This window comes from Mycobacterium sp. E3247, assembly GCF_001667785.1.
In the GTDB taxonomy this organism is placed as follows: domain Bacteria; phylum Actinomycetota; class Actinomycetes; order Mycobacteriales; family Mycobacteriaceae; genus Mycobacterium.
In genome coordinates, this window is sequence record NZ_LZJG01000153.1 from 1 (window position 1) to 25,856 (window position 25,856).

The following is a 25,856-nucleotide window of genomic DNA, read 5'->3' on the forward strand; positions in this document are numbered from 1 at the left end:
TTCTTGGTTGGCGCGTTGTGCTCTTCCCCTCCCTTTTTTTTTTCTTTTTCTTTTTTCTTTGCCGCCGCCCCCCCCCCCCCCACTACTTGTCTGCGGGGGTAGCGTCGGGCCCGTGACCGCAACGCCGCGCGAATTCGACATCGTGTTGTACGGGGCGACCGGCTTCGTCGGGAAGCTGACCGCTGAATACCTGGCCCGGTCCGGGCCGGGCACGCGGGTGGCGCTGGCCGGCAGATCGACCGAGCGCTTGCGGGCCGTTCGCGACACCCTAGGTGAATCCGCGCGGTCCTGGCCGCTGGTCGCCGCGGACGCCTCGTCGCCGTCCACGCTGAATGAGATGGCCAGCCGCACCCGGGTCGTCATCACCACGGTCGGGCCGTACACCCGCTACGGGCTGCCGCTGGTGGCCGCCTGCGCGGCGGCGGGGACCGACTACGCCGACCTGACCGGCGAGGCGATGTTCGTCCGCGAGAGCATCGACTGCTACCACAAGCAGGCAGCCGACACCGGCGCACGGATCGTGCACGCCTGCGGATTCGATTCCGTCCCTTCGGACCTCAGCGTGTATGCGCTCTACCGGGCGGCGCGAGACGACGGCGCCGGCGAACTCGGCGAGACCGACCTGGTGGTCCGGTCCTTCTCGGGTGGCGTGTCCGGTGGAACCGTGGCGTCGATGCTGGAAGTGCTGGACACCGCATCCCGCGATCCCGACGCCCGTCGTCAGCTCGCCGACCCGTACACCTTGAGCACCGACCGCAGCGCCGAACCGGAGATCGGACCGCAGCCCGACCTGCCGTGGCGCCGGGGCCGTCAGATCGCACCGGAACTGACCGGCGTATGGACGTCGGGATTCGTGATGGCGCCCTACAACACCCGAATCGTGCGGCGCAGCAACGCATTACTGGACTGGGCGTACGGCCGCCAGTTCCGCTACACCGAAAGCATGAGCCTGGGGTCCTCGCCGCTGGCGCCGCTGGCGTCCGCCGCGGTCGGCGGAGTCGCCAACGCCACCTTCGGACTGGGCAGCCGCTACTTCCGGCTGCTGCCGCGCCGGCTGGTGGAGCGGATCGTCCCCAAGCCCGGGACCGGCCCCAGCCCGGCGGCGCGCGAGCGCGGCTTCTACAAGATCGAGACCTACACCACCACGACCACCGGCGCGCGTTACGTCGCGCGCATGGAGCAGCGCGGCGACCCCGGCTACAAGGCGACCTCGGTGCTGTTGGGGGAGTGCGGCCTCGCGCTCGCCTTCGACCGCGACAAGCTGCCCGATCTGCACGGCGTCCTCACCCCCGCCGCGGCGATGGGCGATGCCCTGCTGGCCCGGTTCCCCGCCGCGGGTGTGACGCTGCAGGTCGACCGGCTGGGGAAGTGACCCGGCTCACCTGCGATTTGGGCACTCACACACAGGTAAACGGCGCTCCCTAGAATTGACGGGTGACCGCCAGCCGCAGCCCCGCCACCGACCTGCCCAAGTCGTGGGATCCGGGCGCCGCCGAAAGCGCGATCTACCAGAGATGGCTCGACGCGGGCTACTTCGAGGCGGACCCGACGAGCGCCAAACCCGGGTACTCGATCGTGTTGCCGCCGCCGAACGTGACCGGCAGCCTGCACATGGGCCACGCGCTGGAACACACCATGATGGACGCCCTGACCCGTCGCAAACGGATGCAGGGTTATGAGGTGCTGTGGCAGCCGGGCATGGATCACGCGGGCATCGCGACCCAGAGCGTGGTGGAAAAGCAGCTCGCGGTGGACGGCAAGACCAAAGAGGACTTCGGCCGGGAGCTGTTCGTCGAAAAGGTGTGGGACTGGAAGCGGGAGTCCGGCGGTGCCATCGGCGGTCAGATGCGCCGGCTCGGCGACGGGGTGGCGTGGAGCCGCGACCGGTTCACCATGGACGAGGGCCTGTCGCGCGCGGTCCGCACCATCTTCAAGCGGCTCTACGACGCCGGGCTGATCTATCAGGCCGAGCGGCTGGTCAACTGGTCCCCGGTGCTGCAGACGGCCATTTCCGACATCGAGGTCGTCTACGACGAGGTCGAGGGCGAACTGGTCTCGTTCCGGTACGGCTCGCTCAACGACGACGAGCCACACATCGTGGTGGCGACCACCCGGGTCGAGACGATGCTGGGTGACACCGCCATCGCCGTGCATCCGGACGACAAGCGCTACACGAACCTGGTCGGGACGATGCTGCCGCACCCGTTCCTGGATCGCCAAGTCGTCGTCGTCGCCGACGAGCACGTCGATCCCGAGTTCGGCACCGGCGCGGTCAAAGTCACGCCCGCCCATGATCCCAACGACTTCGAGATCGGGTTGCGGCACAACCTGCCGATGCCGAGCATCATGGACGCCCGGGCCGTCATCGCCGATACGGGAACAGAATTCGACGGCATGGACCGGTTCGAGGCCCGCACGGCGGTGCGCGACGCGCTCGCGGCGCAAGGCCGCATCGTCGAGGAGAAGCGGCCCTATCTGCACAGCGTCGGACATTCCGAGCGCAGCGGCGAGGTCATCGAGCCGCGCCTGTCGCTGCAGTGGTGGGTGAAGGTCGAGTCGCTCGCCAAGGCCGCCGGGGACGCGGTTCGCAACGGGGACACCGTGATTCACCCGGCCAGCATGGAGCCGCGGTGGTTCAGCTGGGTCGACGACATGCGCGACTGGTGCATCTCACGGCAGCTGTGGTGGGGCCACCGCATCCCGATCTGGTACGGGCCGGACGGTGAGCAGGTGTGCGTCGGCCCGGAGGAGACCCCGCCGGAGGGCTGGGAGCAGGACCCCGACGTGCTGGACACCTGGTTCTCCTCGGCCCTCTGGCCGTTCTCCACGCTGGGCTGGCCGGACAAGACACCGGAGCTGGAAAAGTTTTATCCGACAAGCGTTTTGGTCACCGGATACGACATCCTGTTCTTCTGGGTGGCTCGCATGATGATGTTCGGCACCTTCGTCGGCGACGACGACGCCATCACGCTCGACGGTCGCCGCGGACCGCAGGTGCCGTTCACCGACGTGTTCCTGCACGGACTGATCCGTGACGAGTTCGGCCGCAAGATGAGCAAGTCCAGGGGCAACGTCGTCGACCCGCTGGACTGGATGGACAGCTTCGGCGCCGACGCCCTGCGGTTCACGCTGGCCCGCGGCGCCAACCCCGGGGGCGACCTGGCCGTCGGCGAGGACGCCGTGCGGGCGTCGCGCAATTTCTGCACCAAGCTGTTCAACGCCACCCGCTACGCGTTGCTCAACGGCGCCCGTGTCGCGCCGCTGCCGGCGCAGGACCAACTGACCGACGCCGACCGGTGGATCCTGGGACGGCTGGAAGAGGTTCGCGCCGAAGTAGATTCGGCCCTCGACGACTACGAGTTCAGCCGCGCCTGCGAGGCGCTCTACCACTTCGCGTGGGACGAATTCTGCGACTGGTATGTCGAATTGGCCAAGACGCAGCTGGCCGAGGGGAACGCTCACACCACCGCGGTGCTCGCCGCCGTGCTGGACACCCTGCTGCGGCTGCTGCACCCCGTCATCCCGTTCCTCACCGAGGCGTTGTGGCAGGCCCTGACCGGCCAGGAATCGCTGGTGATCGCCGCCTGGCCGCAATCCTCGGGTATCGATTCGGACCCCGTTGCGGCGCAACGGATCAGCGATATGCAGCGGCTGGTCACCGAGGTTCGCCGGTTCCGCAGCGATCAAGGCCTGGCCGACCGGCAGAAGGTGCCGGCCAGGTTGGGCGGCGTGGACGCCGCGGACCTGGGCGCACAGGTGGCCGCCGTGTCGTCGCTGGCCTGGCTCACCGCGCCGGGCGAAGACTTCCAGTCGTCGGTGTCGTTGGAGGTGCGGCTGGGCCCCCAGATGAACCACACGGTCGTCGTCGAACTCGACACCTCGGGCACCATCGATGTCGCCGCCGAACGGCGCCGCCTGGAAAAAGACCTCGCCGCGGCGCAAAAGGAACTGGCGTCCACCACCGCCAAACTCGCCAACGAGGACTTCCTGTCCAAGGCCCCGCAGAACGTCGTGGACAAGATCCGGGACCGTCAGCGCGTGGCCCGGGACGAGTCCGACCGGATCACCGCGCGGCTGGCCGGGCTGCAATGAGTTCTCGATGACCGAGCCCCCCGACTGGCCCGAAGACGACCGCCAAAACGGCGCCACCGACCTGGCTCCCACCCCGGACGAGATCGCCGCGCTGCTTCAGGTCGAGCATCTGCTCGACCAACGCTGGCCGGAGACCAAGATCGAGCCGAGCCTGACCCGGATCAGCGGGCTGATGGACCTGCTGGGCTCGCCGCAACGGGCCTATCCCTGCATCCACATCGCCGGCACGAACGGGAAGACCTCGGTGGCACGCATGGTCGACGCGTTGGTGACCGCCCTGCACGGGCGCACCGGCCGGACCACCAGCCCGCACCTGCAATCGGCGGTCGAGCGCATCGCGATCGACGGCCGGCCGATCACCCCGGCGCAGTACGTCGCGACGTATCGGGAGATCGAGCCCTTCGTGCAGATGATCGACGCGCAATCCCAAGCCGCCGGCGGACCGGCGATGAGCAAGTTCGAGGTGCTGACCGCCATGGCGTTCGCGGCGTTCGCCGACGCGCCCGTCGACGTCGCGGTCATCGAGGTCGGCATGGGCGGGCGGTGGGACGCCACCAACGTCGTCGACGCGCCGGTCGCGGTCATCACCCCGATCGGCATCGACCACGTCGAATACCTCGGCGACGATCTCGCCGGTATCGCCGGCGAGAAGGCCGGCATCATCACCAAGGCTCCTGACGGCGCGCCCGACACCGTCGCCGTCATCGCGCGTCAGGCGCCCGAAGCGATGGAAGTGCTGCTGGCCCAGACCGTGCGCGCCGACGCGGCGGTGGCCCGCGAGGATTCGGAGTTCGCCGTCCTGGGGCGTCAGGTCGCGATCGGCGGCCAGGTGCTGCAGCTGCAGGGCCTGGGCGGCGTGTATTCCGACATCTACCTGCCCCTGCACGGCGAACACCAGGCGCACAATGCGGCGGTGGCGCTCGCGGCGGTGGAAGCCTTCTTCGGTGCCGGCGCGCAGCGGCAACTCGACGTCGACGCGGTGCGGGCCGGATTCGCCGCCGTCACCAGCCCCGGCCGCCTGGAACGCATGCGCAGCGCGCCCACCGTGTTCATCGACGCCGCGCACAACCCGGCCGGCGCCACCGCGCTGGCGCAGACACTCAGCGACGAATTCGACTTCCGATACCTGGTCGGTGTGCTCAGCGTGCTGGCCGACAAGGACGTCCACGGCATCCTCGCCGCGCTCGAGCCGGCGTTCGATGCCGTCGTCGTGACCCAGAACGGGTCGCCGCGGGCCCTGGACGTCGAGTCGCTGGCGCTGGCGGCGGGGGAGCGCTTCGGGCCCGACCGAGTCACCACCGCCGAGAACCTGCGCGACGCGATCGACGTCGCGACCGCCCTGGTCGACGACGCCACGGTGGCCGGGGACGCCGAGGCCTTCTCCGGCACGGGCATCGTCATCACCGGTTCGGTCGTCACCGCCGGGGCCGCACGCACCCTGTTCGGCCGGGATCCGGAATGACCGACCGCAACCGGGCTGACCCCTGGAAGAGCTTCGGCGCGGTGATGGCCGCAACGTTGTTCCTGGAAGCGATCGTCGTGCTGCTGGCGATTCCGGTGGTGAGCGCGGTCGGCGGTGGACTGACGCCGGTGACGCTGGGTTACCTGATCGGCGTGGCGGCGCTGCTCATCCTGCTGGGCGGGGTGCAGCGCAAACCCTGGGCGATCTGGGTGAACCTGGGCGTTCAACTGCTGCTCCTCGCCGGCTTCGCGGTGTATCCGGGAGTGGGGTTCATCGGGGTGCTTTTCACCGGGTTGTGGGCCCTCATCGCGTACTTCCGGGCCGAGGTGCGGCGCCGGCAGGGGTAGGGGAGGCCACCGACCGCCGCTGCCGCGGCCGCCGCCCGGCCGATTCCCGCGCCGTTCTGTACGCTGTCGGCCGTGACCGAACGGACCCTGGTATTGATCAAGCCGGACGGCGTCGAGCGGCAGCTGGTCGGGGAGATCATCAGCCGCATCGAGCGGAAGGGCCTGACCATTGCCGCGCTCGAGCTGCGGCGCGTCAGCGAGGACCTGGCCGCCCAGCATTACGCCGAGCACGACGGCAAGCCGTTCTTCGGATCGCTGCTGGAGTTCATCACCTCGGGGCCGGTGGTGGCGGCGATCGTCGAGGGACCGCGCGCGATCGCCGCGTTTCGGCAGCTCGCGGGCGGCACCGACCCGGTGGACAAGGCGACCCCCGGCACGATCCGGGGCGATTTCGGGCTGGAGACCCAGTTCAACCTCGTGCACGGGTCGGATTCGGCCGAGTCCGCGAAGCGCGAAATCGCGCTCTGGTTTCCCGACGCGTAGCGCCCAGCAAACGGGCCGCGCCACGCTGTTGACGGCGCGTTCGCTCGGGGGCGGCTTGGCTTGCCGAGTGATGTGGGATACTGATGGAGGGTGAACGTCGCCGGACCGGCGTCGGACACCCGAATGAAGACTTAGACAAGCGCGATCATCGCCACCCCGCGTTGGTGCGCGGCATGTCAGGCCGTCATTCAGCACGGCGCCGAGTGCGTTCTCCGCGAACCGCTCGGGGCGAGACCATCACAAGCCCGGGGAAGTCACCCGGGCCCATAGCGAAGCCCTCGCGTGGCCGCGTCGCCATGACGCGCCCGGGGGCTTGAGGAGAATACGTGGTAGACGGTGCACCATCCGCAGAGTCATCCGAAGAGCCGACCCGGCACGACGAACTGCCTGACCGCCTGAGAGTTCATTCACTGGCACGCACGCTGGGGACCACCAGTAAGCGGGTGCTGGACGCGTTGAGCGCCCTCGACGGGCGCATCCGCAGCGCGCACTCCACCGTGGACCGCGACGACGCGGTGCGGGTACGCGATCTGCTGGCCGCCCAGCCCGACGCCGGTGCGGAGGACGCCCACGGCGCCGCCGTCGGCGGCGGGGAGGGCGACGAAGCCGCCGCGGAACCCGAATCGCGGCTGATGCTCGAGACCGCGGTGGAGCGGCCGCATTACATGCCGCTGTTCGTCGCGCCGCAGCCGCTGGAGGCGGACGAAGACGACGGGAACGCCGACGATGGCGCCGACTCCGACGACTCCGATGCCGACGACGAAGACGACGAGCAGGCCGATCGGCCGGCCAACCGTCGGCGGCGTCGTGGCCGCCGCGGCCGCGGCCGCGGCCGCGGTGAGCAGGGCGGACCGGACAACCAGAACGACGCCGGTGACGACGAAGAGCCCCAGCGGCGCCAGAAGGCGGGCCGAGGCGACACCTCCGACACCGAGGACGGCGACGACGAAGAGGGCTCCGACTATTCGGACTCCGATGACTCCGACACCGGTGACGACGGTTCGGCGGAGGGTGCCAGCCGTCGCCGCCGCAGGCGCCGGCGGCGCAAGTCGGGCTCCGGTGACGACGGCGACGAGAGCCCCTCGCCCGACGACCCCCCCAACACCGTGGTGCACGAGCGCCCGCCACGCAGCGGCAAGAACGGCGGCGACGGCGGCAACGGCTCGTCGAACGCCGAGATCAAGGGCATCGACGGCTCCACCCGGCTGGAGGCCAAGCGGCAACGGCGCCGCGACGGGCGCGACGCCGGACGCCGCCGCCCGCCGGTGCTGACCGAGGCGGAGTTCCTGGCCCGCCGCGAGGCCGTCGAACGGATCATGGTCGTGCGCGACCGGGTCCGCACCGAGCCGCCGCACCAGGGCGCCCGGTACACCCAGATCGCCGTGCTCGAAGACGGCATCGTCGTCGAGCACTTCGTGACGTCGGCCGCCTCCGCTTCGTTGGTGGGCAACATCTACCTCGGGATCGTGCAGAACGTCCTGCCCTCGATGGAGGCGGCGTTCGTCGACATCGGCCGCGGCCGCAACGGTGTGCTCTACGCCGGCGAGGTCAACTGGGAGGCGGCGGGGCTGGGCGGGTCCGACCGGAAGATCGAACAGGCGCTCAAACCGGGCGACTACGTCGTGGTCCAGGTCAGCAAGGACCCCGTCGGGCACAAGGGCGCGCGGCTGACCACCCAGGTGTCGCTCGCCGGCCGCTACCTGGTGTACGTGCCGGGTGCGTCGTCGACCGGGATCAGCCGCAAGCTGCCCGACACCGAACGGCAGCGGCTCAAGGAGATCCTGCGCGAGGTGGTGCCGTCCGATGCCGGGGTGATCATCCGCACCGCCTCGGAGGGAGTCAAAGAGGACGACATCCGCAACGACGTCACCCGGCTGCAGGAGCGCTGGAAGCAAATCGAGGCCAAGGCGACCGAGATCAGCGAGAAGGCCGCCGGTGCGGCGGTCGCACTGTACGAAGAGCCCGACGTTCTGGTCAAGGTCATCCGCGACCTGTTCAACGAGGACTTCGCCGGGCTGATCGTCTCCGGTGACGAAGCGTGGACGACCATCACCGAATACGTGAATTCCGTTGCGCCCGATCTGGTTTCAAAACTGAGCAAGTACGAGCCGCCCAGCGGCCCGGACGGTCAGGCCGGGCCCGACGTCTTCGCGGTGCATCGCATCGACGAGCAACTGGCCAAGGCAATGGAGCGCAAGGTGTGGCTCCCGTCGGGCGGCACGCTGGTCATCGACCGAACCGAGGCCATGACCGTGGTCGACGTCAACACCGGCAAGTTCACCGGCTCCGGCGGCAATCTCGAACAGACTGTCACCAAGAACAACCTCGAGGCGGCCGAGGAGATCGTGCGCCAACTGCGGCTGCGCGACATCGGCGGCATCGTGGTCATCGACTTCATCGACATGGTCCTCGAGTCCAACCGCGACCTGGTGCTGCGGCGGCTTACCGAGGCGTTGGCCCGCGACCGCACCCGCCATCAGGTGTCCGAGGTGACGTCGCTGGGCCTGGTCCAGCTGACCCGCAAGCGGCTGGGTACCGGGCTGATCGAGGCTTTCTCCACGTCGTGCACCCACTGCGGCGGCCGGGGAATCGTGCTGCACACCGACCCGGTGGACTCGACCCCCTCCAATGGGCGCAAGTCGGAGTCCGGGGGTCGCCGCGGCAGGCGCTCCAAGAAGAAGGGGGCCGAGGAGCCGTCGGAACAGTCCATCGTGGCCAAGGTGCCCGCGCACGCCCCCGGCGAGCACCCGATGTTCAAGGCGATGGCCGCCGGCGGAACTGCGGTCCGCGACGACGAGGAATCCGACGAGGCCGCCGAGGAAGCGACCACCGAGTTCGACGAGCAGAAGCCGGCGGACGCGGCCGACATGGAGGACGCCGACCAGGAGGACTTCGAGGAGTCTGACGAGGACACCGACGACGACACCGACGAAGACACCGACGAAGAGGCCGACGACGATCTCGATGACGACGACGAGGACCTCGATGACGAGGAGGACCTGGGCGACGACGACGAAGACCTCGAGATGGACGACGACGACCTGGACGTCGAGGATGACTCCGACTCGGACTCCGACGACGGGCCCGAGTCGTCCGGCGAGGCCGGGTTCGGGCGTCCGCGGCGCCGCTCGGCGATGCGCCGGCCGGCCGGCCCGCCGATCCACGTGGACTGACCTGGCCCGGTTTGACCCTGTAGCCGCTGGTCAAGTACCCTAGGACAGTTGTCGCCAGGCCGTGTGGACTTTGGCCGGCGACAGCGGGCCACCGGGCAATCGGAGTGGACCCGCAACCCAGACCCACTGAGCTCACCGCCGGTGGCTCGCGCGCGACAGAGCCGAAGAAGCGGCTGAGCAGAGGAAAGAAGGCAGGAGCAACGATGGCGACCTACGCAATCGTCAAGACGGGCGGCAAGCAGTACAAGGTCGCCGTCGGGGACGTGGTCAAGGTCGAAAAGCTCGACTCCGACCCGGGCGCGAACGTGTCGCTGCCCGTGACCCTGGTCGTGGACGGCGCGAAGGTCACCACCGACGCCGCCGCGCTGGCCAAGGTGGCGGTGACGGGCGAGGTGCTCGAGCACACCAAGGGCCCCAAGATCCGTATCCACAAGTTCAGGAACAAGACCGGCTACCACAAGCGTCAGGGACACCGTCAGCAGCTGACGGTCCTGAAGGTCACCGGAATCAAGTGATGAGCCGTCAGGCGAAGAACAGACAAGACTGAGCGGAGACCACAGAAATGGCACACAAGAAGGGCGCTTCGAGCTCGCGCAACGGTCGCGATTCCGCCGCTCAGCGGCTGGGCGTCAAGCGATTCGGCGGCCAGATCGTCAAGGCGGGCGAGATCATCGTGCGTCAGCGCGGCACCAAGTTCCACCCCGGTCTGAATGTCGGGCGTGGCGGCGACGACACGTTGTTCGCCAAGGCTGCCGGCGCCGTCGAGTTCGGCATCAAGCGCGGACGCAAAACCGTCAGCATCACGCCCCAGGTCTAGCCTCGCGAGCCGGGGCATCGCGCCCCGCGCGGGAAATCGCTGCGGCGGCTTCTCGAGGTGTTGTCGCCCGGGCGTGACTTTCGAAGGGCTGGTATCTGATGCCTCGATTCGTCGATCGGGTCGTCATCCACGCGCGTGCGGGTTCCGGCGGTAACGGCTGCGCGTCGGTCCACCGCGAGAAGTTCAAGCCGCTGGGCGGTCCCGACGGCGGCAACGGTGGCCGCGGCGGCAGCATCGTGTTCGTCGTCGATCCGCAGGTGCACACCCTGTTGGACTTCCACTTCCATCCGCACGTCACCGCCCCGTCGGGCAAACAGGGCATGGGCAACAACCGTGACGGAGCGGCGGGCACGGATCTAGAAGTCAAAGTCCCCGACGGCACCGTGGTCTTGGACGAAAACGGCCGGCTGCTGGCCGATCTGGTGGGAGCGGGCACCCGCTTCGAAGCGGCGGCCGGCGGCCGTGGCGGGCTGGGCAACGCGGCGCTGGCGTCGCGCGCCCGCAAGGCTCCCGGCTTCGCGCTGCTCGGCGAACCGGGCGAAGCGCGAGACCTCACGCTGGAGCTCAAGACTGTCGCCGACGCCGGTCTCATCGGGTTTCCCTCGGCCGGCAAATCGTCACTGGTGTCGGCGATCTCGGCGGCCAAACCGAAGATCGCGGACTATCCGTTCACGACGCTGGTGCCCAATCTCGGGGTGGTGTCGGCCGGCGAGCACACGTTCACGGTCGCCGACGTGCCGGGCCTCATCCCCGGCGCATCGCAGGGCCGCGGCCTGGGTCTGGACTTCCTGCGGCACATTGAGCGCTGCGCCGTGCTGGTGCACGTCGTCGACTGCGCCACGTCGGAGCCCGGCCGCGACCCCATCTCCGACATCGACGCGCTGGAAGCCGAACTCACCGCGTATACCCCCACCCTGCGGGGCGACACGACTTTGGGCGACCTCGCCGAGCGGCCCCGCGCGGTGGTGCTCAACAAGATCGACGTACCCGAGGCGCGGGAGCTCGCCGAATTCGTCCGCGACGAGATCGCCGAGCGCGGCTGGCCGGTGTTCGAAGTGTCGACGGTGTCGCGGGAAGGGTTGCAGCCGTTGATCTTCGGGCTCTGGCGGATGATCTCGGAATACAACGCCGCCCGGCCGCAGGCAGTGCCGCGCCGGCCGGTCATCCGCCCGGTTCCCGTCGACGACAGCGGCTTCACGGTTGAGCCGGACGGGGAGGGTGGCTTCGTGGTCAGCGGCGCCCGGCCGCAGCGGTGGGTTCGGCAGACCAACTTCGACAACGACGAAGCCGTCGGCTATCTCGCCGACCGGCTGGCCCGGCTGGGCGTCGAGGAGGAACTGTTGCGGCTGGGCGCCCAACCCGGGTGCGCCGTGACCATCGGGGACATGACGTTCGACTGGGAGCCCCAAACACCTGCGGGACAACACGTTGCGATGTCCGGCAGAGGCACCGACGTGCGACTGGAACGCACTGAGCGCGCCGGCGCCGCGGAGCGCAAGGCGGCCCGCCGTCAGCGGCGCGCCGGCGACGATGCAGTGGGGGTACCTCCCGCTTGCGGGGGACGCAGCGATGCGGAGGGGGCACCTCCCGCTTGCGGGGGAGAGCGGCGCAGAACCAGAGAACGCGGGGACGAGTCGTGACCCCGCACCGCGAGGCCATCCGCACCGCGCGCAGCCTGGTGGTCAAGATCGGGACCAACGCGCTGACCACCCCGTCCGGGGTATTCGACGCCGGCCGGCTGGCCGGGCTGGCCGACGCCATCGAGTCGCGCATGAAGGCGGGCACCGATGTCGTCATCGTCTCGTCGGGCGCCATCGCCGCCGGCATCGAACCGCTCGGCTTGACCCGTCGCCCCAAGGATCTGGCGACCAAGCAGGCCGCGGCCAGCGTCGGGCAGGTCGCGCTGGTGAACGCGTGGAGCGCGGCGTTCGCGCGGTACGGTCGCACGGTCGGCCAGGTGCTGCTGACCGCGCACGACATCTCCATGCGGGCGCAGCACACGAACGCCCAGCGCACCCTGGACCGGCTGCGGGCCCTGCACGCGGTCGCGATCGTCAACGAGAACGACACGGTGGCCACCAACGAGATCCGGTTCGGCGACAACGATCGCCTCTCGGCGCTGGTGGCTCACCTGGTCGGCGCCGAAGCCCTGGTGTTGCTCTCCGACATCGACGGGCTCTACGACGCCGATCCGCGAAAGACCAAGGGCGCCAAGTTCATTGCCGAGGTATCCGGGGCGGACGATCTGATCGGGGTGGTCGCGGGCCCCGGCAGCGACCTGGGGACCGGCGGAATGGTATCGAAGATGTCCTCGGCGCTACTGGCCGCCGACGCCGGGGTTCCGGTCCTGCTCGCCGCCGCGGCCGACGCTGGCACCGCGCTGAGCGATGCCTCGGTCGGCACGGTGTTCGCCGCACGGCCACAACGGATGTCGGCGCGGCGGTTCTGGCTGCGCTATGCCGCCGAGGCGGCCGGTGCGCTGACGCTCGACGAGGGTGCGGTGCGCGCGGTGCTGGCGCAGCGCCGCTCGCTGCTGCCCGCCGGCATCACCGGGGTGTCGGGCCGGTTCTATGCGGGAGACGTCGTCGAATTGCGCGGCCCCGACGCGGCCATGGTGGCCCGCGGTGTGGTGGCCTACGACGCCACCGAACTGGCGACCATGATCGGAAGGTCGACCTCCGAGCTGCCGGGTGAGCTGCGCCGGCCCGCGGTACACGCCGACGACCTGGTGGCGGTGTAAGCCCGTCAGCTGAACGGGTTGCTGTTGTCCTGCCACGCCGCCGATTCCGGGCGCGGCCCGAAACGGCGCGCGTAGTCCTCGTGCATCTTCGCTTGTTTCTTGTTCTTGATCACGTCGACCAGGTTCGGGTCGAGGCCATGCTGCGCCAGCCGGTGTCGACGCCAAACCTTGTTCAGCGCAAGCGAGATGAGCAGTGCCCAGATGTAGAGCGGCACCGTCATCTCGCTATGCACATACAGCGAAGCGGGCAGTAGCCAGAAGGGCGCGAGAACGAACAGCGGTGGTATGGCCCACCGGATCATGTGCCGGCGCACGGCGCCCTTGCCCGCCAGGTCGTTGGCGACCCAGTCGCGCATCGAGCTGGGCAGGGTCCGGCCGTAGGAATAGGCGACGTGTTGCCAAATGTTGGGCTTGGTCTTGGCGGTGGTCATGGCGGCTCCTATGAGGGGGTCAGGACTGCAATGCGCCCGCTGCCAAGGCGGCCGCGTTGATGCGGGTGAGCACCTGATGCAGGTGCCGAAGTTCGTCGATGTCGACACCGAGACGCTCGACCACGGCGGGCGGAATCTTGCACGCACGCCGACGTAGGGCGGTGCCGCTGTCGGTGAGTTTGACTTCGGTGGAGCGCTCATCGACGGTGCTTCGTGTACGGGTGATCAGACCGAGGGCCTCCAAGCGCTTGAGCATCGGCGACAGCGTGGCCGAATCCATCTGCAGCGTGGCTGCGATCTCCTTGACCGACAGCGGTTTGCGCTGCCCCGGCGCCGATTTCTGATGATCCCAGAGCGTCAGCATCACCAGATACTGGGGATGGGTCAGCCCCAACGGCTCCAGTAGCGGCCGGTAGACCGCCAACACGGCGCGGTTGGTCACGCTCAGCGCGAAACAGACCTGCTGTTCCAGGGAAAGCGGGTCGATGTCGGGCGCGGCCGGCGATGCCATATTCGCATGGTACGCGAATAGATAGGGCACTAACTACGTTGTTCCGGTCACAGGGCTGGTTGTGCCCGCCGGGCCACTGCCGCATCAGTGCGCCGAAGCGCTCTTGAGATAGAGGGCTCCCCAGACGATTTCGGCCAGCGTGGCGGCCAGTTCCGCGTCGTAGTCGAGCGGCTTCGCCGGAAGGTCCTGCTGGCACGCGCGCTCGACCATCCACGTCAGCGCGCTGGCCGTGGTGGCCGCGGGCAACTCCGGCCGGATCGAGCCGTCGGCCTGACCCTCTTCGATGACCCGGGTCATCCGCCCCGTGACAGCGGTCAACAGGTTGCGATAGGTCGCGGCGACCAGCGGGTCGTAGCCCGCCATCTCGTTGAGGGCGACCAACACCGGTTGGTGACGCCGATAGCTGGCGACGATGCCGTCCATCGCGGCGCGGACGTCGCCAGGATCGCGCCGCCCGGCCACACTCCACCACCGGTCCGCGCTGGCGGCGAGGTCGGTGAACACCTGGTTGGCCAGGCGGCGCAGCAGGTGGCCCTTGTCCTCGAAGTAGATGTAGAAGCTCGCGCGGGATATGCCGGCTTCGGTCGACAGCCGGTCGACGCTCAGTTCGGTGAAACTGGCGCCGCCGCGCATCAGCCGCTCGGTGGCGTCCAACAGCCGTCGCTCGATCTGCTCTCGCCGCTGCTGACGTCCATGCTCGCGGCTGGCCTGCGGCTTCCTGGTGACCGATGGCATTGGCCCAGCATAGAACTCCGTTGGACAACTTGACTAGACACTATGTCTAGGAATAGTGTCGCTGACGATCTGTGACCGGGGTCATACACAACGGAGGTGGGCCATGACCGTGATGACCGGGACGTCGGGCGCCGAGCGGCCCGGCCGGGCCTATGACCCCATCGACCTGTCCTCGCGCGCGTTTTGGTCCACGACCGCGGCCGACCGGGAACGCGCGTTCGCGGTGCTGCGGGCCGAGCGGCCGGTGAGCTGGCACCCACCCGTGGAGGACTCCCTGATGCCCGATCCGCAGGATCCGGGCTACTGGGCGGTCACGCGACGCGCCGACATCGTCTCGGCCAGCCGCAACAACGAGGTGTTCCTGTCCGGCCACGGTGTGATGTTCGAGAACATCCCGGTCGAGTTGCTCGAAGCATCTCAGTCGTTCCTGGCGATGGATCCGCCGCGACACACCAAGCTACGCAAGCTCGTCAGCGCCGCGTTCACCCCGAGGCAGATCCGCCGCATCGAGGACTCGATCAGGGCGAACGCCAAGGCCATCGTCGAAGAGCTGCGCGCGGCCGGTAGCGGGGCCGACTTCGTCGACCACTGCGCCAAGCAACTGCCGATCCGAACCTTGTCGGACATGGTGGGGATCCCGGAATCGGAGCGAGAGCACGTGGCGCGGGCCGCCGATGCGCTGGTGTCCTGGGCGGACCCGGTCTACCTCGACGGTCGCAACCCGCTGGAGGTGCTGGTCGAAAACCAGGTGTACCTGCACCAAATCGCCGGCTCGTTGGCCGCCGAGCGCCGCGAGCGTCCCGGCGACGACCTGTTCAGCGGCCTGGTCAACGCCGAGGTCGACGGCGACCGGCTGACCGACGCCGAGGTGGCCGCATTCTTCGTGCTGCTTTCCGTGGCCGCCAACGACACCACCCGCCAAACCACCAGCCACGCCATGAGGGCGCTCACCGACTTCGGGGATCAACGGGCGTGGCTAGTGGAGGACTTCGACAACCGGATCGGAACCGCCGTCGAGGAGTTCGTCCGCTGGGCCAGTCCGGTCATGACCTTCCGTCGCACGGCCGCAACGGATTTCGAGCTAGGCGGCCAGAGGATCCGGGCGGGGGAGAAGGTCGTCATGTTCTATCCGTCCGGCAACTGGGACACCGAGGCGTTCGACCACCCGGAGCGCTTCGACCTGAGCCGCAGCCCCAATCCGCACGTCGGCTTCGGCGGCGGCGGCGTGCACTTCTGCCTCGGCGCCCATGTGGCCCGGGCGCAGCTGCGCGCCATCTTCGGCGAGCTGTTGCGCCAGCTGCCCGAAATCCAGGCCGGCGACCCGACTTACGTGGCGGGCAACTTCATTCACGCCGTCCGCAGCATGCCGTGCACCTTCTAATGCGTTGTCATCGGTAACAATTCGTCAGCAAGCAGCGCCAGCAGTTCGGAGCAGCCCCCGTCGACCTTGACGGTCGCCAGGTCGTCCCCGCGGGTCCGCCCCCGGTTGATGATCGCGATCGGCATGCCCAGCGCGGCGGCGTGACGCACGAACCGATAGCCGGAGAACACCGTCAGCGACGAGCCGGCGACCAGCAGCGCGTCGGCTTCGGATATCAGTGAATATGCCTGGTCAACAACATCTTTGGCGACGCTCTCGCCGAAGTAGACGATGTCCGGCTTGAGCATGCCGCCGCAGCGGGGGCAGTCGAGATACCGGAACGACGTGGTATCGGCGACGACGGCGTCGGCGTCGGGTGCCACCGCGAGACCGCCGACCGCTTCCGCGCGTTCGGCGAATCCGGGGTTGAGCTCTTCCAGCCGTTCGGCAAGAGCGGCGCGGCTCATGGTGTACCCGCAGTTCAGGCAGACCACCTGGGCGTAGGTGCCGTGCAGGTTGATGACGTTGCGGCTGCCGGCCTTGGTGTGCAGCAGGTCGACGTTCTGCGTGATCAGCCCCGTCACCGCCGCGGCGTGTTCCAACGCCGCCAGCGCCCGGTGGCCGGCGTTGGGCAGCGTGTCGTCCATGTGCCGCCAGCCGACGTGGTTGCGCGCCCAGTACCGCTGCCGAAAGACGGCGTCCGAGGTGAACTGGCGGATCGTCATCGGGTTGCTGGGCGGCGAATCGGGTCCGCGGTAGTCCGGGATGCCGGAGTCGGTGGACAGGCCCGCGCCCGTCAGCACCGCGATCCGGCGACCGGCCAGCAGCGCGACCAGCTCCGGCGATTCGGCGCAGCGGGCGGTCACCTCTTCGAGGGTACGGAAACCGGTGGAATGTGGTTGATTTAGCGGCATGCCCACCGCCGCCGAGCATGCCGCTGAGCAGGTTGCTTCGGTACGTGAGGACCCGACGGCGCGCCTGGCGTTACTGCGTTCGCTCTACGAGACGCCACCAGGCTGGGACGCGCGGCGGCTGCCCTACCGACGCGCGGCGCTGGCGTTCATGGGCTGGGAGTTGCGTCGGGGAGTCCTGAACCCGGCGGACGCCGGAGCGCCGGGCAGTCCGTGGTGGCGGGCGGTCAACGACCGGCTCTTGCGCGATACCGCCGAGGCGCGCGCCCACGTGCTCGGAATGGGCGGTCCCACATCCTCATCGAGCGTCGCCGACGCGGTGACCTTCATTCGCCAACCGTCGGTGCGGACGTGGTATCGGGCTCACAACGCGATCATCGTGAGGGGCTACCTCGACAATCAAGAGCTGGCCCACACCGAATCGCGCGTCGAACGCTTCTTCATCAACGTGGTGCTGGTGCGGGTGCTCTTCGCGCACGCGTTGGTGGCGGCCCCCCGCCTGGCACTGGGCTGGCTGTCGCCTTTCGCACCTGTGCTGGGCGACCCGCGACTGGCAATCACCGGTATCTTCTTGCAGCTGTCGCGGGTGCTGCCGGACCATTACCCGCTGCGGGAAGACCTCGACTGGTACGTCGGGCGGGAAAACGGGTTCGGCCGCATCCTCGACCTCGGCGTCATCGGGCCGCGACTTGAGGCGCTCTACTCCTGGTCGGCAACCGAGCTGTCGATACCGCAGCTCTACCCGCTGCTGCGCGACGGCGTGCCCGCCTACGCCTGGGACAGCACCGACAGCGCGCCCTGGGACCCATCACCGAGGCTGACGACACGGGCGGCCCGACGGGTGCTTCCGCCACCGATTTCGTCGCCCGATTGATGGCGGGCCGACTAACCCAGGCAATCGGCCGCGGTGGTGAGCTCGGCCGACATGTTCTGTTCCATCATCTTCAGCGCGGCCGCGCCTAGATCGGGGTCGATGTGGGCGACGGCGTCGCTCGCGATCACGACGGGGAAGTGGCGGACGTAGGCGTCGAGTGCGGTATAGAGGATGCACTGCTCGGTGACCTGGCCGGTGATGACCAGCCGCTTGGTCTCGAGCCGGTTGAGCAGATACGCCAGCGCGGTCGCGTAGAAGGCGCTGTGCCGCACCTTGGTCATCACGCGGCAGTCCCCGGCCGGAACGATCGGCTTGACCAGATCCGGCCGCGCCCCGTCGAGCGCGGAGCCGACGATGTCGGAGAACTGGGCCGCGAAGTCGCCGTAGTTGTCGTTGACGTACACCAGGTCGACGGCGTCGGATTCGCGTGCGCGCCGGACCAAGTCGGCCAGCGGGTCGATGATGTTGGCGACATTGGGTATTAGTTCCTCAGCATCGGGATGCTGATAGGTGTTCATCATGTCGACCACGATCACGGCAGTATCGCTCATGATGGAGGGGATACCCGGCGGCCACGGGTTGACACAGGCCAGGCGACAATGGAAGGGCGATGGACTTTTACAACGCTTACAGCCAGGGTTTCGTCCGGGTCGCCGCGTGTACGCACCACACCGCGATCGCCGATCCGGCGGCCAACGCGGACTCGGTCTTACGGTTGGCGCGCGCGTGCCACGACGACGGTGTCGCGGTGTCCGTGTTCCCGGAGTTGACGTTGTCCGGATACTCCATCGAGGACATCGTCATGCAGGACCTACTGCTCGACGACGTCACCGGCGCCGTCGAGAACATCGTCGCCGCCTCGACCGATCTGCTGCCGGTCCTGGTCGTCGGTGCTCCGCTGCGGTACCGGCAGCGCATCTACAACACCGCCGTGGTCCTCCACCGCGGCGCGGTGCTCGGGGTGGTGCCCAAGTCGTACCTGCCCACCTACCGAGAGTTCTACGAGCGCCGCCAGATCGCGGCCGGAGACGACGAGCGCGGCACCATCCGGCTCTGTGACGCCGACGTCCCCTTCGGCCCCGACTTGCTGTTCGCCGCATCGGATATCCCCGACTTCGTGCTGCACGTCGAAATCTGCGAGGACATGTTCGTGCCGATCCCGCCCAGCGCGGAGGCAGCGCTGGCGGGCGCGACCGTACTGGCCAACCTCTCCGGCAGCCCCATCACGATCGGCCGCGCCGAGGACCGCTGCCTGTTGGCCCGCTCGGCGTCGGCGCGGTGTCTGGCCGCCTACGTCTACGCCGCCGCGGGGGAGGGAGAATCGACCACCGACCTGGCCTGGGACGGTCAGACGATGGTGTGGGAGAATGGCGAACTGCTGGCCTCCTCCGAGCGCTTCCCGAAAGGGGAGCGGCGCAGCATCGCCGATGTCGACATCGATCTGCTGCGCTCAGAACGGCTGCGGATGGGCACATTCGACGACAACCGGCGCCACCACCGCGGGTCGGCCGAGTCGTTCCGGCGTGTCGGGTTCCGGCTGGACCCGCCGGCCGGCGACATCGGATTGCGCCGCGATGTCGAGCGTTTCCCGTTCGTGCCCGCGAATCGCGAACGGCTGGAACAGGATTGCTACGAGGCCTACAACATCCAGGTGTCGGGGCTCGAGCAGCGGCTGCGCGCGCTGGACTACCCGAAGATCGTCATCGGCATCTCCGGTGGCCTGGACTCGACGCACGCGCTCATCGTTGCGGCACGCGCCATGGATCGGGAAGGGCGGCCGCGCAGCGACATTCTGGCGTTCACGCTCCCCGGCTTCGCGACGGGCGATCGCACCAAGCGCAACGCCATCGAGCTGTGCCGCGCACTGGGGGTCACCTTCTCCGAAATCGACATCACCGAGACCGCAATGGTGATGTTCAAGGAGATGGACCACCCGTTCGGGCGCGGGGAGAAGGTCTACGACGTCACCTTCGAGAACGTGCAGGCGGGGCTGCGCACCGACTACCTGTTCCGGCTGGCCAACCAGCGCGGCGGCATCGTGCTGGGCACCGGCGACCTTTCCGAAATCGGGCTGGGCTGGTCGACGTACGGGGTGGGCGACCAGATGTCGCACTACAACGTCAACGGCGGTGTCCCGAAGACGCTGATCCAGCATCTGATCCGCTGGGTCATCTCGTCCGGCCAGTTCTCGTCCGACGTCGCCGACGTGCTGCAGTCGGTGCTGGACACCGAGATCTCCCCGGAACTCGTCCCGAAAGGCGAAGAGGAAGAACTGCAGAGCAGCGAGGACAAGGTCGGACCGTATGCCCTGCAAGATTTTTCGCTCTTCCACGTGCTGCGGTACGGATTCCGGCCCTCGAAGATCGCGTTTCTGGCCTGGCATGCGTGGAGCGACCCGGACCGGGGCAACTGGCCGCCGGGATTCCCCGACGACAAGCGACCGACCTACTCGCTGAAGGAGATCCGGCACTGGCTGGGGGTTTTCGTGCAGCGGTTCTACTCGTTCAGCCAATTCAAACGCTCGGCGCTGCCCAACGGGCCCAAGGTGTCGCACGGAGGCGCGCTGTCGCCCCGCGGTGACTGGCGGGCCCCGTCGGACATGTCCGCGCGCATCTGGCTCGACGAGATCGACCGGCAGATTCCCGAGGAGTAGCACGCCGATGGGCCCGCCCGCGGGATTGCCGGGCGGGCCCGAGGGCGCCGGGCTCAGGCCCGCGCGCGGCGCCAGCCTTGGTATTGGAGTTCGGCGAACACCAGCGTATAGGCGCCGGCGGCCAGGTTCAACGCGACCCCGGCCGTGGTCAACGGGAAGGCGTCTTCGAGCACCAGAACCACGGCGGCCACCGTGTACGCCAGGTTGGCGATGATGACGCCCATACCCGCCCGGCGCACCGAAGGCAGGGCGGCGAGCCCGAACACGACAACGCCGTAGCCGATCAAGAACGCGCCCATGGCGTACTCGAAGGTCGGCGTGGTCCCCGAAAGCTCGGCGAGCCGGCCGGCCAGCGGCATCCCCGCCAGGCCGACCACGCCGCTGATGGCGGCGTCGGCGCGCATGGCCAGGCGAAGCAGGCCGTCCCGGGTGCCGGTGCGGTCAATCGTGGTCGCGGACATGATGTTCCTTTCGTCGATGGCTGATCGCTCCCGACGCTGCCCGCGAACCACTGCCAGATCGACGTCGGACGCTGCCAACCACTGCCAACCGCAGGTCAGGCCGGTGGCGCCGACCGCCGGGGGGTCAGCGTTCGTATGTTCCGGTCAGCACACCGCGGGCCAGCACGTGCCCGCTCATGGCGGCGAGCAGCGCCGTGGCCGCGGTGATGCCGTCCGGGACGTCCCGGTCGATCGCGAACACGTGGAACCGGTAGTGGTGCGGGCCGTGCCCGGGGATCGGGCGCGGCCCGGCGTAGCCGCGGTGGCCCAGATCGGCTCGCAGGCAGCGGATGCCCGCCGCGCCCGGGTGCAACCCGCCGGCGTCGAGGCCGTCCAGTGCCGGGTCGATCACCGCGACCGTGTGCAGCAGCGGGCGGGGCAGGGGGACGTCGACATCATCGATGATGAGCACCAGCTGCCGGGTCCCGGGCGGCGGCGGGCTCCACCGCAGCGGAGGCGAGACGTTGTCTCCGACGCCCACGCCGGCGCTGGAGGTCGGCATGGCGCCGCCGTCGGTGAACGCGGCGCTGCCGACGCTGATGGAGCCGGGCGCATCGAGCGCGGCCCGTGCGAGAGGGCTTCGGCGCGGGCCGGCGCGCACGCGGCGCAGCAGCCTGCCGGGCAACGCCGTCATGCGCCGCTGCCCGCGCCGCGAATCGCGACGGTGGGCGACCGCACGAGGTCGCCCAGTTCGCTGGGCAGGTATCCCTGCTCGACCAACCGCGGTAGCACGCCGCCGCTTTCGATGATGTCGAGGATGAGCCCGGGAAGGGTCGGAACGCTTCCGGACGCACCGGTGGTGTTGTTGCGCCAGGTGCCGCCGGTGAGGTCGAAGGTTCCCGTGTCGCCTTCGTGGAACACGGTGGTGGCACCGGGCACGGTCATCGCCGGCAGGCCGGCGTTGACGGCATTGCGGAAGAACAACGAGTTGAATTCCTCGGCGACGAGTCCCGCGACGCCGAGCTCGAGGAAAAGGGCCGCGACGGGCCGGGAAGATCCGAGCCCGAAGTTCCTGCCCGCCACGACGATGTCACCCGGGGACACCTGGTCTGTCCAACCGGGGCGGACCTCGTAGAAGACATGCTTGGCCGCTTCCGGCGGATCCATCTTCATCGCGAACGCCGGGTACATGGCATCGGTGTTCAGGTTGTCCCCGAACACCCAGATCCTTCCGCCGAACACCACGCTCATGCCGTCACACTCCTCGGATCGGTGATATGTCCGGCGATGGCCGAGGCCGCAACGGTCGCCGGTGACGCCATGAAGATCTCCGCCTCGGTGCTGCCCATGCGGCCGGTGAAGTTGCGGGTGCTCGAGGTGATGCACACCTCGCCGGGACCGACCACACCCATGTGGTAGCCGAAACACGCGCCGCAGGTGGAGTTGGTGATGACCGCACCCGCGTCCGCCAGGTCCTGCAAGTACCCCAGCCGCATGGCCTCCCGGTACACCGCCTGGGAGGCGGGCGTGACCAACAGGCGCACGCCGTGCGCGACAGACTTGCCACGCACCACCCGTGCGGCGATCTCGAGGTCCTCGAGCTGGCCATTCGCGCACGACCCGATGAAGGCCTGGTCGATCTTCTGGCGCTCCAGCCGGGAAACCGGGAGTCCGTTGCGGCTGACGGTTCCCGGCCGCGCCACGAAAGGCTCCAGCGTCGCCAAGTCGACACGCCGGATCTCTTGGTATCCGGCATCTGGATCCGGCGCGGCAGCGTCGTATCCGGAGACGCCGCGCTCGTGCAGAAACGACGTCAACACGTCGTCGGGCTCGAACGTGGCGAAGTCGGCGGAGACCTCGGCGCACTGGGTCGCAATGGTGCGCCGGTCGTGCATCGGGACGCCGGACAGGCCGGAGCCGCCGAATTCGAGGTTCAGGTTCGGGGCGTCGCCGTACTCGTTGGCGATATGCAAGAACACGTCTTTGCCGCTGACCGTCTCCGGTTTCGCACCCTCGAGTTCGTAACGGATGGTGGGCGCGACCTGAAACCACGTCGCGCCGGTGCACATGATCGAATAGACCTCCGCGGGCCCGAGGCCCCGGGCCGCGGTGTTGTAGGCGCCCGCCGCGCAGGTGTGAGAGTCGGTGCAGGCCAAGATCTCTCCGGGCCGCGCGAGTCCGTTCTCCGCGATCACCTGGTGACAGATGCCGTGCCGGCCGACGTCGTAGAAGCGTGTGATGCCGAAGTCGGCGACGAATCGGCGGGCCTGTGGGCCGCCCGCGGCGTCTTTGATGGTCGGCGCCGGCACGGCGTGGTCCATGACCACCGCCAGCTTGTCGGGGTCGTGGATCCGGTTGGGCGTGATCCACATCGTGGCGAACTGCAGGTCGATCAGCACGGTCATGTCGACCTCGACCACGACCGTGTCACCCGCCGACACCGAATGCAGACCGGCCTTGCGGGCGAAGATCTTCTCGATGACCGTCATGCCCATGAGGGGTCCTTCCGGGCGTATCGGGCGTCGCGTTCGAGCCATTCGGCCATCCCCACCATGTTGAAGAAATCGGCGGGCGTCGTGGGTAGGTGGCCGGCGATGTCGGTGCCGTTCAGTTCGCAAAGGCTCTGCAGCATGCCGAAAGTCGCCTGCACCAAGAGATTGCTCGGGTGGATCGCGATGGCGTAGCCCAACTCTTGCAGCCGCGCGGCCGACTGCAACGGCGTCAGCCCGCCCTGCACGAGGTTGATCAGCAGGGGAGCGTCCACTTCGCGTGCGATGCGCGCGATCTCGCCGGCGTCCTGTGGCGCCTCGACGAAGATGATGTCGGCGCCCGCCCGCGCGTATCGGTTGGCGCGCTCGATGGCCGCGTCCAGACCGAGGGGGGCCCGGGCGTCGGTGCGGGCCACCACGAGCAGGCTGTCGTCGGAGCGGGCGTCCAGCGCCGCGGCGAGGGTCTGTTCGAACACGGCCGCGTCGACCACCTGTTTGTCCGGCAGGTGGCCGCACCGTTTCGGAAAGACCTGATCTTCCAACTGAACTGCGGCCACCCCCGCCGCGTCGTAGGAGCGAACGGTGCGCACCACGTTCATGGGCGCCCCATAGCCGGTATCGGCGTCGGCGATCAACGGAACGTCGCCCAACGCGTCGGTGATCATCGCGGCCCGGCCGGCCATCTCGGTCGCGGTGACCAGCCCGATGTCGGGTAAGCCGAAGCCGGAGGCGGCCACCCCGGCACCGGTCATGTACGCCGCGGCGTGGCCGGTGCGTTTCGTCAGGTGCGCAGAGATCCCGTCGAAAACGCCTGGGGCGACGATGAGTTCGCCGGCACCGAGCAAGTCCGTCAGCCGTTGGCGGGCCGGGGTGGTGGGCATGGTTCTCCTTTCAGTCCAGGGCGCCCGCGACCGGGGCCGCGAGCAGATCGGTCAGTTGCTCGACATCGTCGAGGTCGTCGAGATTGAGCACCGCCCGCTCGATCGCCTCGGCACGGGCGCGGCGGGTGACCCGGTCGGCGAGCGAGTGGAACTTGCGGACCAGTTCGTCGTTGGTGACGGGATCGTTGGGCGCGCCGTGCGGCAACGCCACGCGGGCGCGGTGGACCGTGCCGTCGTGGGTGGTGACCGCGACGTCGGTGCGGAACTTCTCAGTGATGCCGGCGTGGGTGAGTGATTCGTCGAGGTGCACCGACGTCGCCGCGATGAGCGACCAGATGTCGTCGGAATCGAGACGGGCAGGGGTGAATTGTTCCGGCAACACGTTGCCGTCCAGGAGCGCCGCGGCGGTCGCGTACCCGATGTTCATCTGGGCGCCGACCGGGGTGAGGGGCCGTTGCGGTCGCCACCAGCCGTGCTTGTAGATGGTCTCGCCGACGGTGATGTCGATCTTCGAAATATCTTGGGGCGCAATCGACTTGCGCATCCGCCGCGCGGCGTCGATCGCTGCGTGCAAGCCGCCCATCGCGGCGTAGGACTTGACCATGATGACGGCGGTCTCCCACCGCTGGCCGAGTTGCCCGGTGAGTGCGGTGGGGTCCGGGTCGTGGCCCTCGCCGAAAACGCTGAGAAACCCGCCGTATTCACGTTCGAACACCCGCTTGATGCCGGTGTAACCCGCCGCCGCCAGCCCTGCCGCGTAGAAGCCGTTGCGCGCCGCCAGGCCGTGATGCATGCGCTTGCTCATGGCCTCGTATTGGGCGGCCATCAGCCCCGCCGACTGGGTTCCGGCCAGCCCGAGGGCGTCCTCCAACTGCGCCGGCGGCAGCCCACGTAACTTTCCGGACGCCATCGCCGCGGCGTGGGTGCCGAAAACCGATCCCGAGTGCCAGCCGCGGTCCAGCATCTGGGTGCCGTGCAGCGTGTAGCCGACGCGCGGGCCCACCTCGAAGCCGGCGACCGCGGCCAGCAGGACCTCGGCGCCCGTCGAGGGTCGTGGCCGCGTGGACATCGTCGCCATCAGCGCCGGAATCAGCAGCGAGCAGCTGTGCAGCGGGGCACGGGGATGGAAGTCGTCGAGCTCGAAGCCCTGGATGAAGGTGCCGTTGAGTACCGCGGCCGCGGGCGCCCCGGTCGTGCGCCCGGTGCCGATGACGACGGCGTCGCCCCGACCCTCGAGCGCGAGGACGGCGTCGGTCGCGACGCGCGACCACGGCAGTTGCGCGCCGACGAGCGCGCATCCGATCCCGTCCAGCAGCAGGTGCTTCGCCCGGTCGAGGATTTCGCGCGGGACGTCGTCCAGGGTGAGGCCGGCGACCCAGGTGGCAAGCCGCCCGGTCGGACCGTCCGGGTCACTGGCGGCCGGTGCGTGCATCGATCCCCCCAGGCATGTCGAGTTG

The 25,856-nt window shown here is 68.8% G+C and carries 24 protein-coding genes; 13 read left to right on the plus strand and 11 right to left on the minus strand.

The window, feature by feature from the left end; genetic code table 11:
- Positions 1-112: 112 nt before the first annotated feature.
- The 10 genes from A9X04_RS07885 to proB all read left to right on the plus strand — a co-directional run bounded on the left by A9X04_RS07885 (position 113) and on the right by proB (position 13,114).
- Positions 113-1,372, plus strand: coding sequence for a trans-acting enoyl reductase family protein (locus tag A9X04_RS07885; RefSeq protein WP_067919091.1), 1,260 nt, complete (start codon positions 113-115; stop codon positions 1,370-1,372).
- 62 nt (positions 1,373-1,434) lie between these two features.
- Entirely contained in the window at positions 1,435-4,092 is a 2,658-nt protein-coding gene (locus A9X04_RS07890) for a valine--tRNA ligase (RefSeq protein WP_067919093.1), read from the plus strand.
- Positions 4,093-4,099: 7 nt separating this feature from the next.
- Positions 4,100-5,554, plus strand: a complete 1,455-nt coding sequence (locus tag A9X04_RS07895) for a folylpolyglutamate synthase/dihydrofolate synthase family protein (protein WP_067919094.1) — start codon at positions 4,100-4,102, stop codon at positions 5,552-5,554.
- On the plus strand, positions 5,551-5,901 hold the full coding sequence (locus tag A9X04_RS07900; RefSeq protein WP_067919096.1) for a DUF4233 domain-containing protein: 351 nt from the start codon (positions 5,551-5,553) through the stop codon (positions 5,899-5,901). The genes A9X04_RS07895 and A9X04_RS07900 overlap by 4 nt, the downstream gene beginning before the upstream one ends.
- Positions 5,902-5,973: 72 nt before the next feature.
- Positions 5,974-6,384: a nucleoside-diphosphate kinase gene (ndk, locus tag A9X04_RS07905; RefSeq protein WP_067919098.1), complete on the plus strand. Its 411-nt coding sequence runs from the start codon at positions 5,974-5,976 to the stop codon at positions 6,382-6,384.
- Between the two features lie 326 nt (positions 6,385-6,710).
- Positions 6,711-9,557 (plus strand): Rne/Rng family ribonuclease, encoded by a 2,847-nt coding sequence (locus A9X04_RS07910; RefSeq protein WP_067919100.1) that lies wholly within the window; start codon positions 6,711-6,713, stop codon positions 9,555-9,557.
- 203 nt (positions 9,558-9,760) lie between these two features.
- Positions 9,761-10,072 carry a 50S ribosomal protein L21 gene (gene rplU / locus A9X04_RS07915; RefSeq protein ID WP_007169506.1) on the plus strand — a complete coding sequence of 104 codons (312 nt, stop codon included), beginning with the start codon at positions 9,761-9,763 and terminating at the stop codon, positions 10,070-10,072.
- A 47-nt stretch (positions 10,073-10,119) separates the two neighbouring features.
- Entirely contained in the window at positions 10,120-10,374 is a 255-nt protein-coding gene (gene rpmA, locus A9X04_RS07920) for a 50S ribosomal protein L27 (RefSeq protein WP_046186480.1), read from the plus strand.
- 98 nt (positions 10,375-10,472) lie between these two features.
- Positions 10,473-12,014 carry a GTPase ObgE gene (gene obgE, locus A9X04_RS07925; RefSeq protein ID WP_067919102.1) on the plus strand — a complete coding sequence of 514 codons (1,542 nt, stop codon included), beginning with the start codon at positions 10,473-10,475 and terminating at the stop codon, positions 12,012-12,014.
- Complete coding sequence (gene proB, locus A9X04_RS07930) at positions 12,011-13,114, plus strand: glutamate 5-kinase (protein WP_067919105.1); 1,104 nt, start codon at positions 12,011-12,013, stop codon at positions 13,112-13,114. The genes obgE and proB overlap by 4 nt, the downstream gene beginning before the upstream one ends.
- A gap of 5 nt (positions 13,115-13,119) precedes the next feature.
- Here proB and A9X04_RS07935 read toward each other — a convergent pair whose 3' ends face one another.
- From A9X04_RS07935 to A9X04_RS07945, 3 genes are all read right to left on the minus strand, one after another.
- Positions 13,120-13,545 (minus strand): DUF5313 domain-containing protein, encoded by a 426-nt coding sequence (locus tag A9X04_RS07935; RefSeq protein WP_067919107.1) that lies wholly within the window; start codon positions 13,543-13,545, stop codon positions 13,120-13,122.
- A gap of 19 nt (positions 13,546-13,564) precedes the next feature.
- Positions 13,565-14,056, minus strand: coding sequence for a MarR family winged helix-turn-helix transcriptional regulator (locus tag A9X04_RS07940; RefSeq protein WP_067919109.1), 492 nt, complete (start codon positions 14,054-14,056; stop codon positions 13,565-13,567).
- Between the two features lie 84 nt (positions 14,057-14,140).
- The gene (locus A9X04_RS07945) at positions 14,141-14,791 is read right to left on the minus strand and encodes a TetR/AcrR family transcriptional regulator (RefSeq protein ID WP_067919110.1); all 651 of its coding nucleotides are present in this window, start codon (positions 14,789-14,791) and stop codon (positions 14,141-14,143) included.
- A gap of 103 nt (positions 14,792-14,894) precedes the next feature.
- Here A9X04_RS07945 and A9X04_RS07950 point away from each other — a divergent pair, with 103 nt between their 5' ends.
- Positions 14,895-16,172, plus strand: coding sequence for a cytochrome P450 (locus tag A9X04_RS07950; RefSeq protein ID WP_067919112.1), 1,278 nt, complete (start codon positions 14,895-14,897; stop codon positions 16,170-16,172).
- Here A9X04_RS07950 and A9X04_RS07955 read toward each other — a convergent pair.
- The gene (locus tag A9X04_RS07955) at positions 16,169-17,017 is read right to left on the minus strand and encodes an NAD-dependent protein deacetylase (RefSeq protein WP_067919114.1); all 849 of its coding nucleotides are present in this window, start codon (positions 17,015-17,017) and stop codon (positions 16,169-16,171) included. The genes A9X04_RS07950 and A9X04_RS07955 overlap by 4 nt on opposite strands.
- 46 nt (positions 17,018-17,063) lie before the next feature.
- Here A9X04_RS07955 and A9X04_RS07960 point away from each other — a divergent pair, with 46 nt between their 5' ends.
- The gene (locus tag A9X04_RS07960) at positions 17,064-17,936 is read left to right on the plus strand and encodes a hypothetical protein (protein ID WP_067919116.1); all 873 of its coding nucleotides are present in this window, start codon (positions 17,064-17,066) and stop codon (positions 17,934-17,936) included.
- 11 nt (positions 17,937-17,947) lie between these two features.
- On the opposite strand, the gene A9X04_RS07965 is transcribed toward A9X04_RS07960, so the two are convergent.
- Positions 17,948-18,487, minus strand: a complete 540-nt coding sequence (locus tag A9X04_RS07965; RefSeq protein ID WP_067919118.1) for a cysteine hydrolase family protein — start codon at positions 18,485-18,487, stop codon at positions 17,948-17,950.
- 59 nt (positions 18,488-18,546) lie between these two features.
- Between A9X04_RS07965 and A9X04_RS07970 the strand changes: the two genes are divergently transcribed.
- Positions 18,547-20,589 carry an NAD(+) synthase gene (locus A9X04_RS07970; protein WP_067919119.1) on the plus strand — a complete coding sequence of 681 codons (2,043 nt, stop codon included), beginning with the start codon at positions 18,547-18,549 and terminating at the stop codon, positions 20,587-20,589.
- A 53-nt stretch (positions 20,590-20,642) separates the two neighbouring features.
- Here A9X04_RS07970 and A9X04_RS07975 read toward each other — a convergent pair whose 3' ends face one another.
- The 6 genes from A9X04_RS07975 to A9X04_RS08000 form a co-directional block, all read right to left on the minus strand.
- The gene (locus A9X04_RS07975; RefSeq protein WP_067919121.1) at positions 20,643-21,050 is read right to left on the minus strand and encodes a hypothetical protein; all 408 of its coding nucleotides are present in this window, start codon (positions 21,048-21,050) and stop codon (positions 20,643-20,645) included.
- A gap of 124 nt (positions 21,051-21,174) precedes the next feature.
- Positions 21,175-21,723: a YbhB/YbcL family Raf kinase inhibitor-like protein gene (locus A9X04_RS07980; RefSeq protein WP_067919123.1), complete on the minus strand. Its 549-nt coding sequence runs from the start codon at positions 21,721-21,723 to the stop codon at positions 21,175-21,177.
- Positions 21,720-22,280, minus strand: coding sequence for a 3-isopropylmalate dehydratase (locus A9X04_RS07985; RefSeq protein ID WP_067919125.1), 561 nt, complete (start codon positions 22,278-22,280; stop codon positions 21,720-21,722). Before A9X04_RS07985 ends, A9X04_RS07980 begins: the two co-directional genes overlap by 4 nt.
- Positions 22,277-23,524, minus strand: coding sequence for an aconitase/3-isopropylmalate dehydratase large subunit family protein (locus A9X04_RS07990; RefSeq protein WP_067919127.1), 1,248 nt, complete (start codon positions 23,522-23,524; stop codon positions 22,277-22,279). Before A9X04_RS07990 ends, A9X04_RS07985 begins: the two co-directional genes overlap by 4 nt.
- Entirely contained in the window at positions 23,515-24,399 is an 885-nt protein-coding gene (locus A9X04_RS07995; protein ID WP_067919130.1) for an oxaloacetate decarboxylase, read from the minus strand. Before A9X04_RS07995 ends, A9X04_RS07990 begins: the two co-directional genes overlap by 10 nt.
- 10 nt (positions 24,400-24,409) lie before the next feature.
- Positions 24,410-25,831 carry an MmgE/PrpD family protein gene (locus A9X04_RS08000; protein WP_067919132.1) on the minus strand — a complete coding sequence of 474 codons (1,422 nt, stop codon included), beginning with the start codon at positions 25,829-25,831 and terminating at the stop codon, positions 24,410-24,412.
- Positions 25,832-25,856 lie beyond the last annotated feature (25 nt).

Bases quoted from the DNA above. Each gene is read 5' to 3' on its own strand.
- A9X04_RS07895 (WP_067919094.1), top strand. From the start codon at position 4,100: ATGACCGAGCCCCCCGACTGGCCCGAAGACGACCGCCAAAACGGCGCC.
- A9X04_RS07900 (WP_067919096.1), top strand. From the start codon at position 5,551: ATGACCGACCGCAACCGGGCTGACCCCTGGAAGAGCTTCGGCGCGGTG.
- rplU (WP_007169506.1), top strand. From the start codon at position 9,761: ATGGCGACCTACGCAATCGTCAAGACGGGCGGCAAGCAGTACAAGGTC.
- rpmA (WP_046186480.1), top strand. From the start codon at position 10,120: ATGGCACACAAGAAGGGCGCTTCGAGCTCGCGCAACGGTCGCGATTCC.
- obgE (WP_067919102.1), top strand. From the start codon at position 10,473: ATGCCTCGATTCGTCGATCGGGTCGTCATCCACGCGCGTGCGGGTTCC.
- A9X04_RS07935 (WP_067919107.1), bottom strand. From the start codon at position 13,545: ATGACCACCGCCAAGACCAAGCCCAACATTTGGCAACACGTCGCCTAT.
- A9X04_RS07940 (WP_067919109.1), bottom strand. From the start codon at position 14,056: ATGGCATCGCCGGCCGCGCCCGACATCGACCCGCTTTCCCTGGAACAG.
- A9X04_RS07945 (WP_067919110.1), bottom strand. From the start codon at position 14,791: ATGCCATCGGTCACCAGGAAGCCGCAGGCCAGCCGCGAGCATGGACGT.
- A9X04_RS07950 (WP_067919112.1), top strand. From the start codon at position 14,895: ATGACCGTGATGACCGGGACGTCGGGCGCCGAGCGGCCCGGCCGGGCC.
- A9X04_RS07960 (WP_067919116.1), top strand. From the start codon at position 17,064: ATGCCCACCGCCGCCGAGCATGCCGCTGAGCAGGTTGCTTCGGTACGT.
- A9X04_RS07965 (WP_067919118.1), bottom strand. From the start codon at position 18,487: ATGAGCGATACTGCCGTGATCGTGGTCGACATGATGAACACCTATCAG.
- A9X04_RS07970 (WP_067919119.1), top strand. From the start codon at position 18,547: ATGGACTTTTACAACGCTTACAGCCAGGGTTTCGTCCGGGTCGCCGCG.
- A9X04_RS07975 (WP_067919121.1), bottom strand. From the start codon at position 21,050: ATGTCCGCGACCACGATTGACCGCACCGGCACCCGGGACGGCCTGCTT.
- A9X04_RS07980 (WP_067919123.1), bottom strand. From the start codon at position 21,723: ATGACGGCGTTGCCCGGCAGGCTGCTGCGCCGCGTGCGCGCCGGCCCG.
- A9X04_RS07985 (WP_067919125.1), bottom strand. From the start codon at position 22,280: ATGAGCGTGGTGTTCGGCGGAAGGATCTGGGTGTTCGGGGACAACCTG.
- A9X04_RS07990 (WP_067919127.1), bottom strand. From the start codon at position 23,524: ATGGGCATGACGGTCATCGAGAAGATCTTCGCCCGCAAGGCCGGTCTG.
- A9X04_RS07995 (WP_067919130.1), bottom strand. From the start codon at position 24,399: ATGCCCACCACCCCGGCCCGCCAACGGCTGACGGACTTGCTCGGTGCC.
- A9X04_RS08000 (WP_067919132.1), bottom strand. From the start codon at position 25,831: ATGCACGCACCGGCCGCCAGTGACCCGGACGGTCCGACCGGGCGGCTT.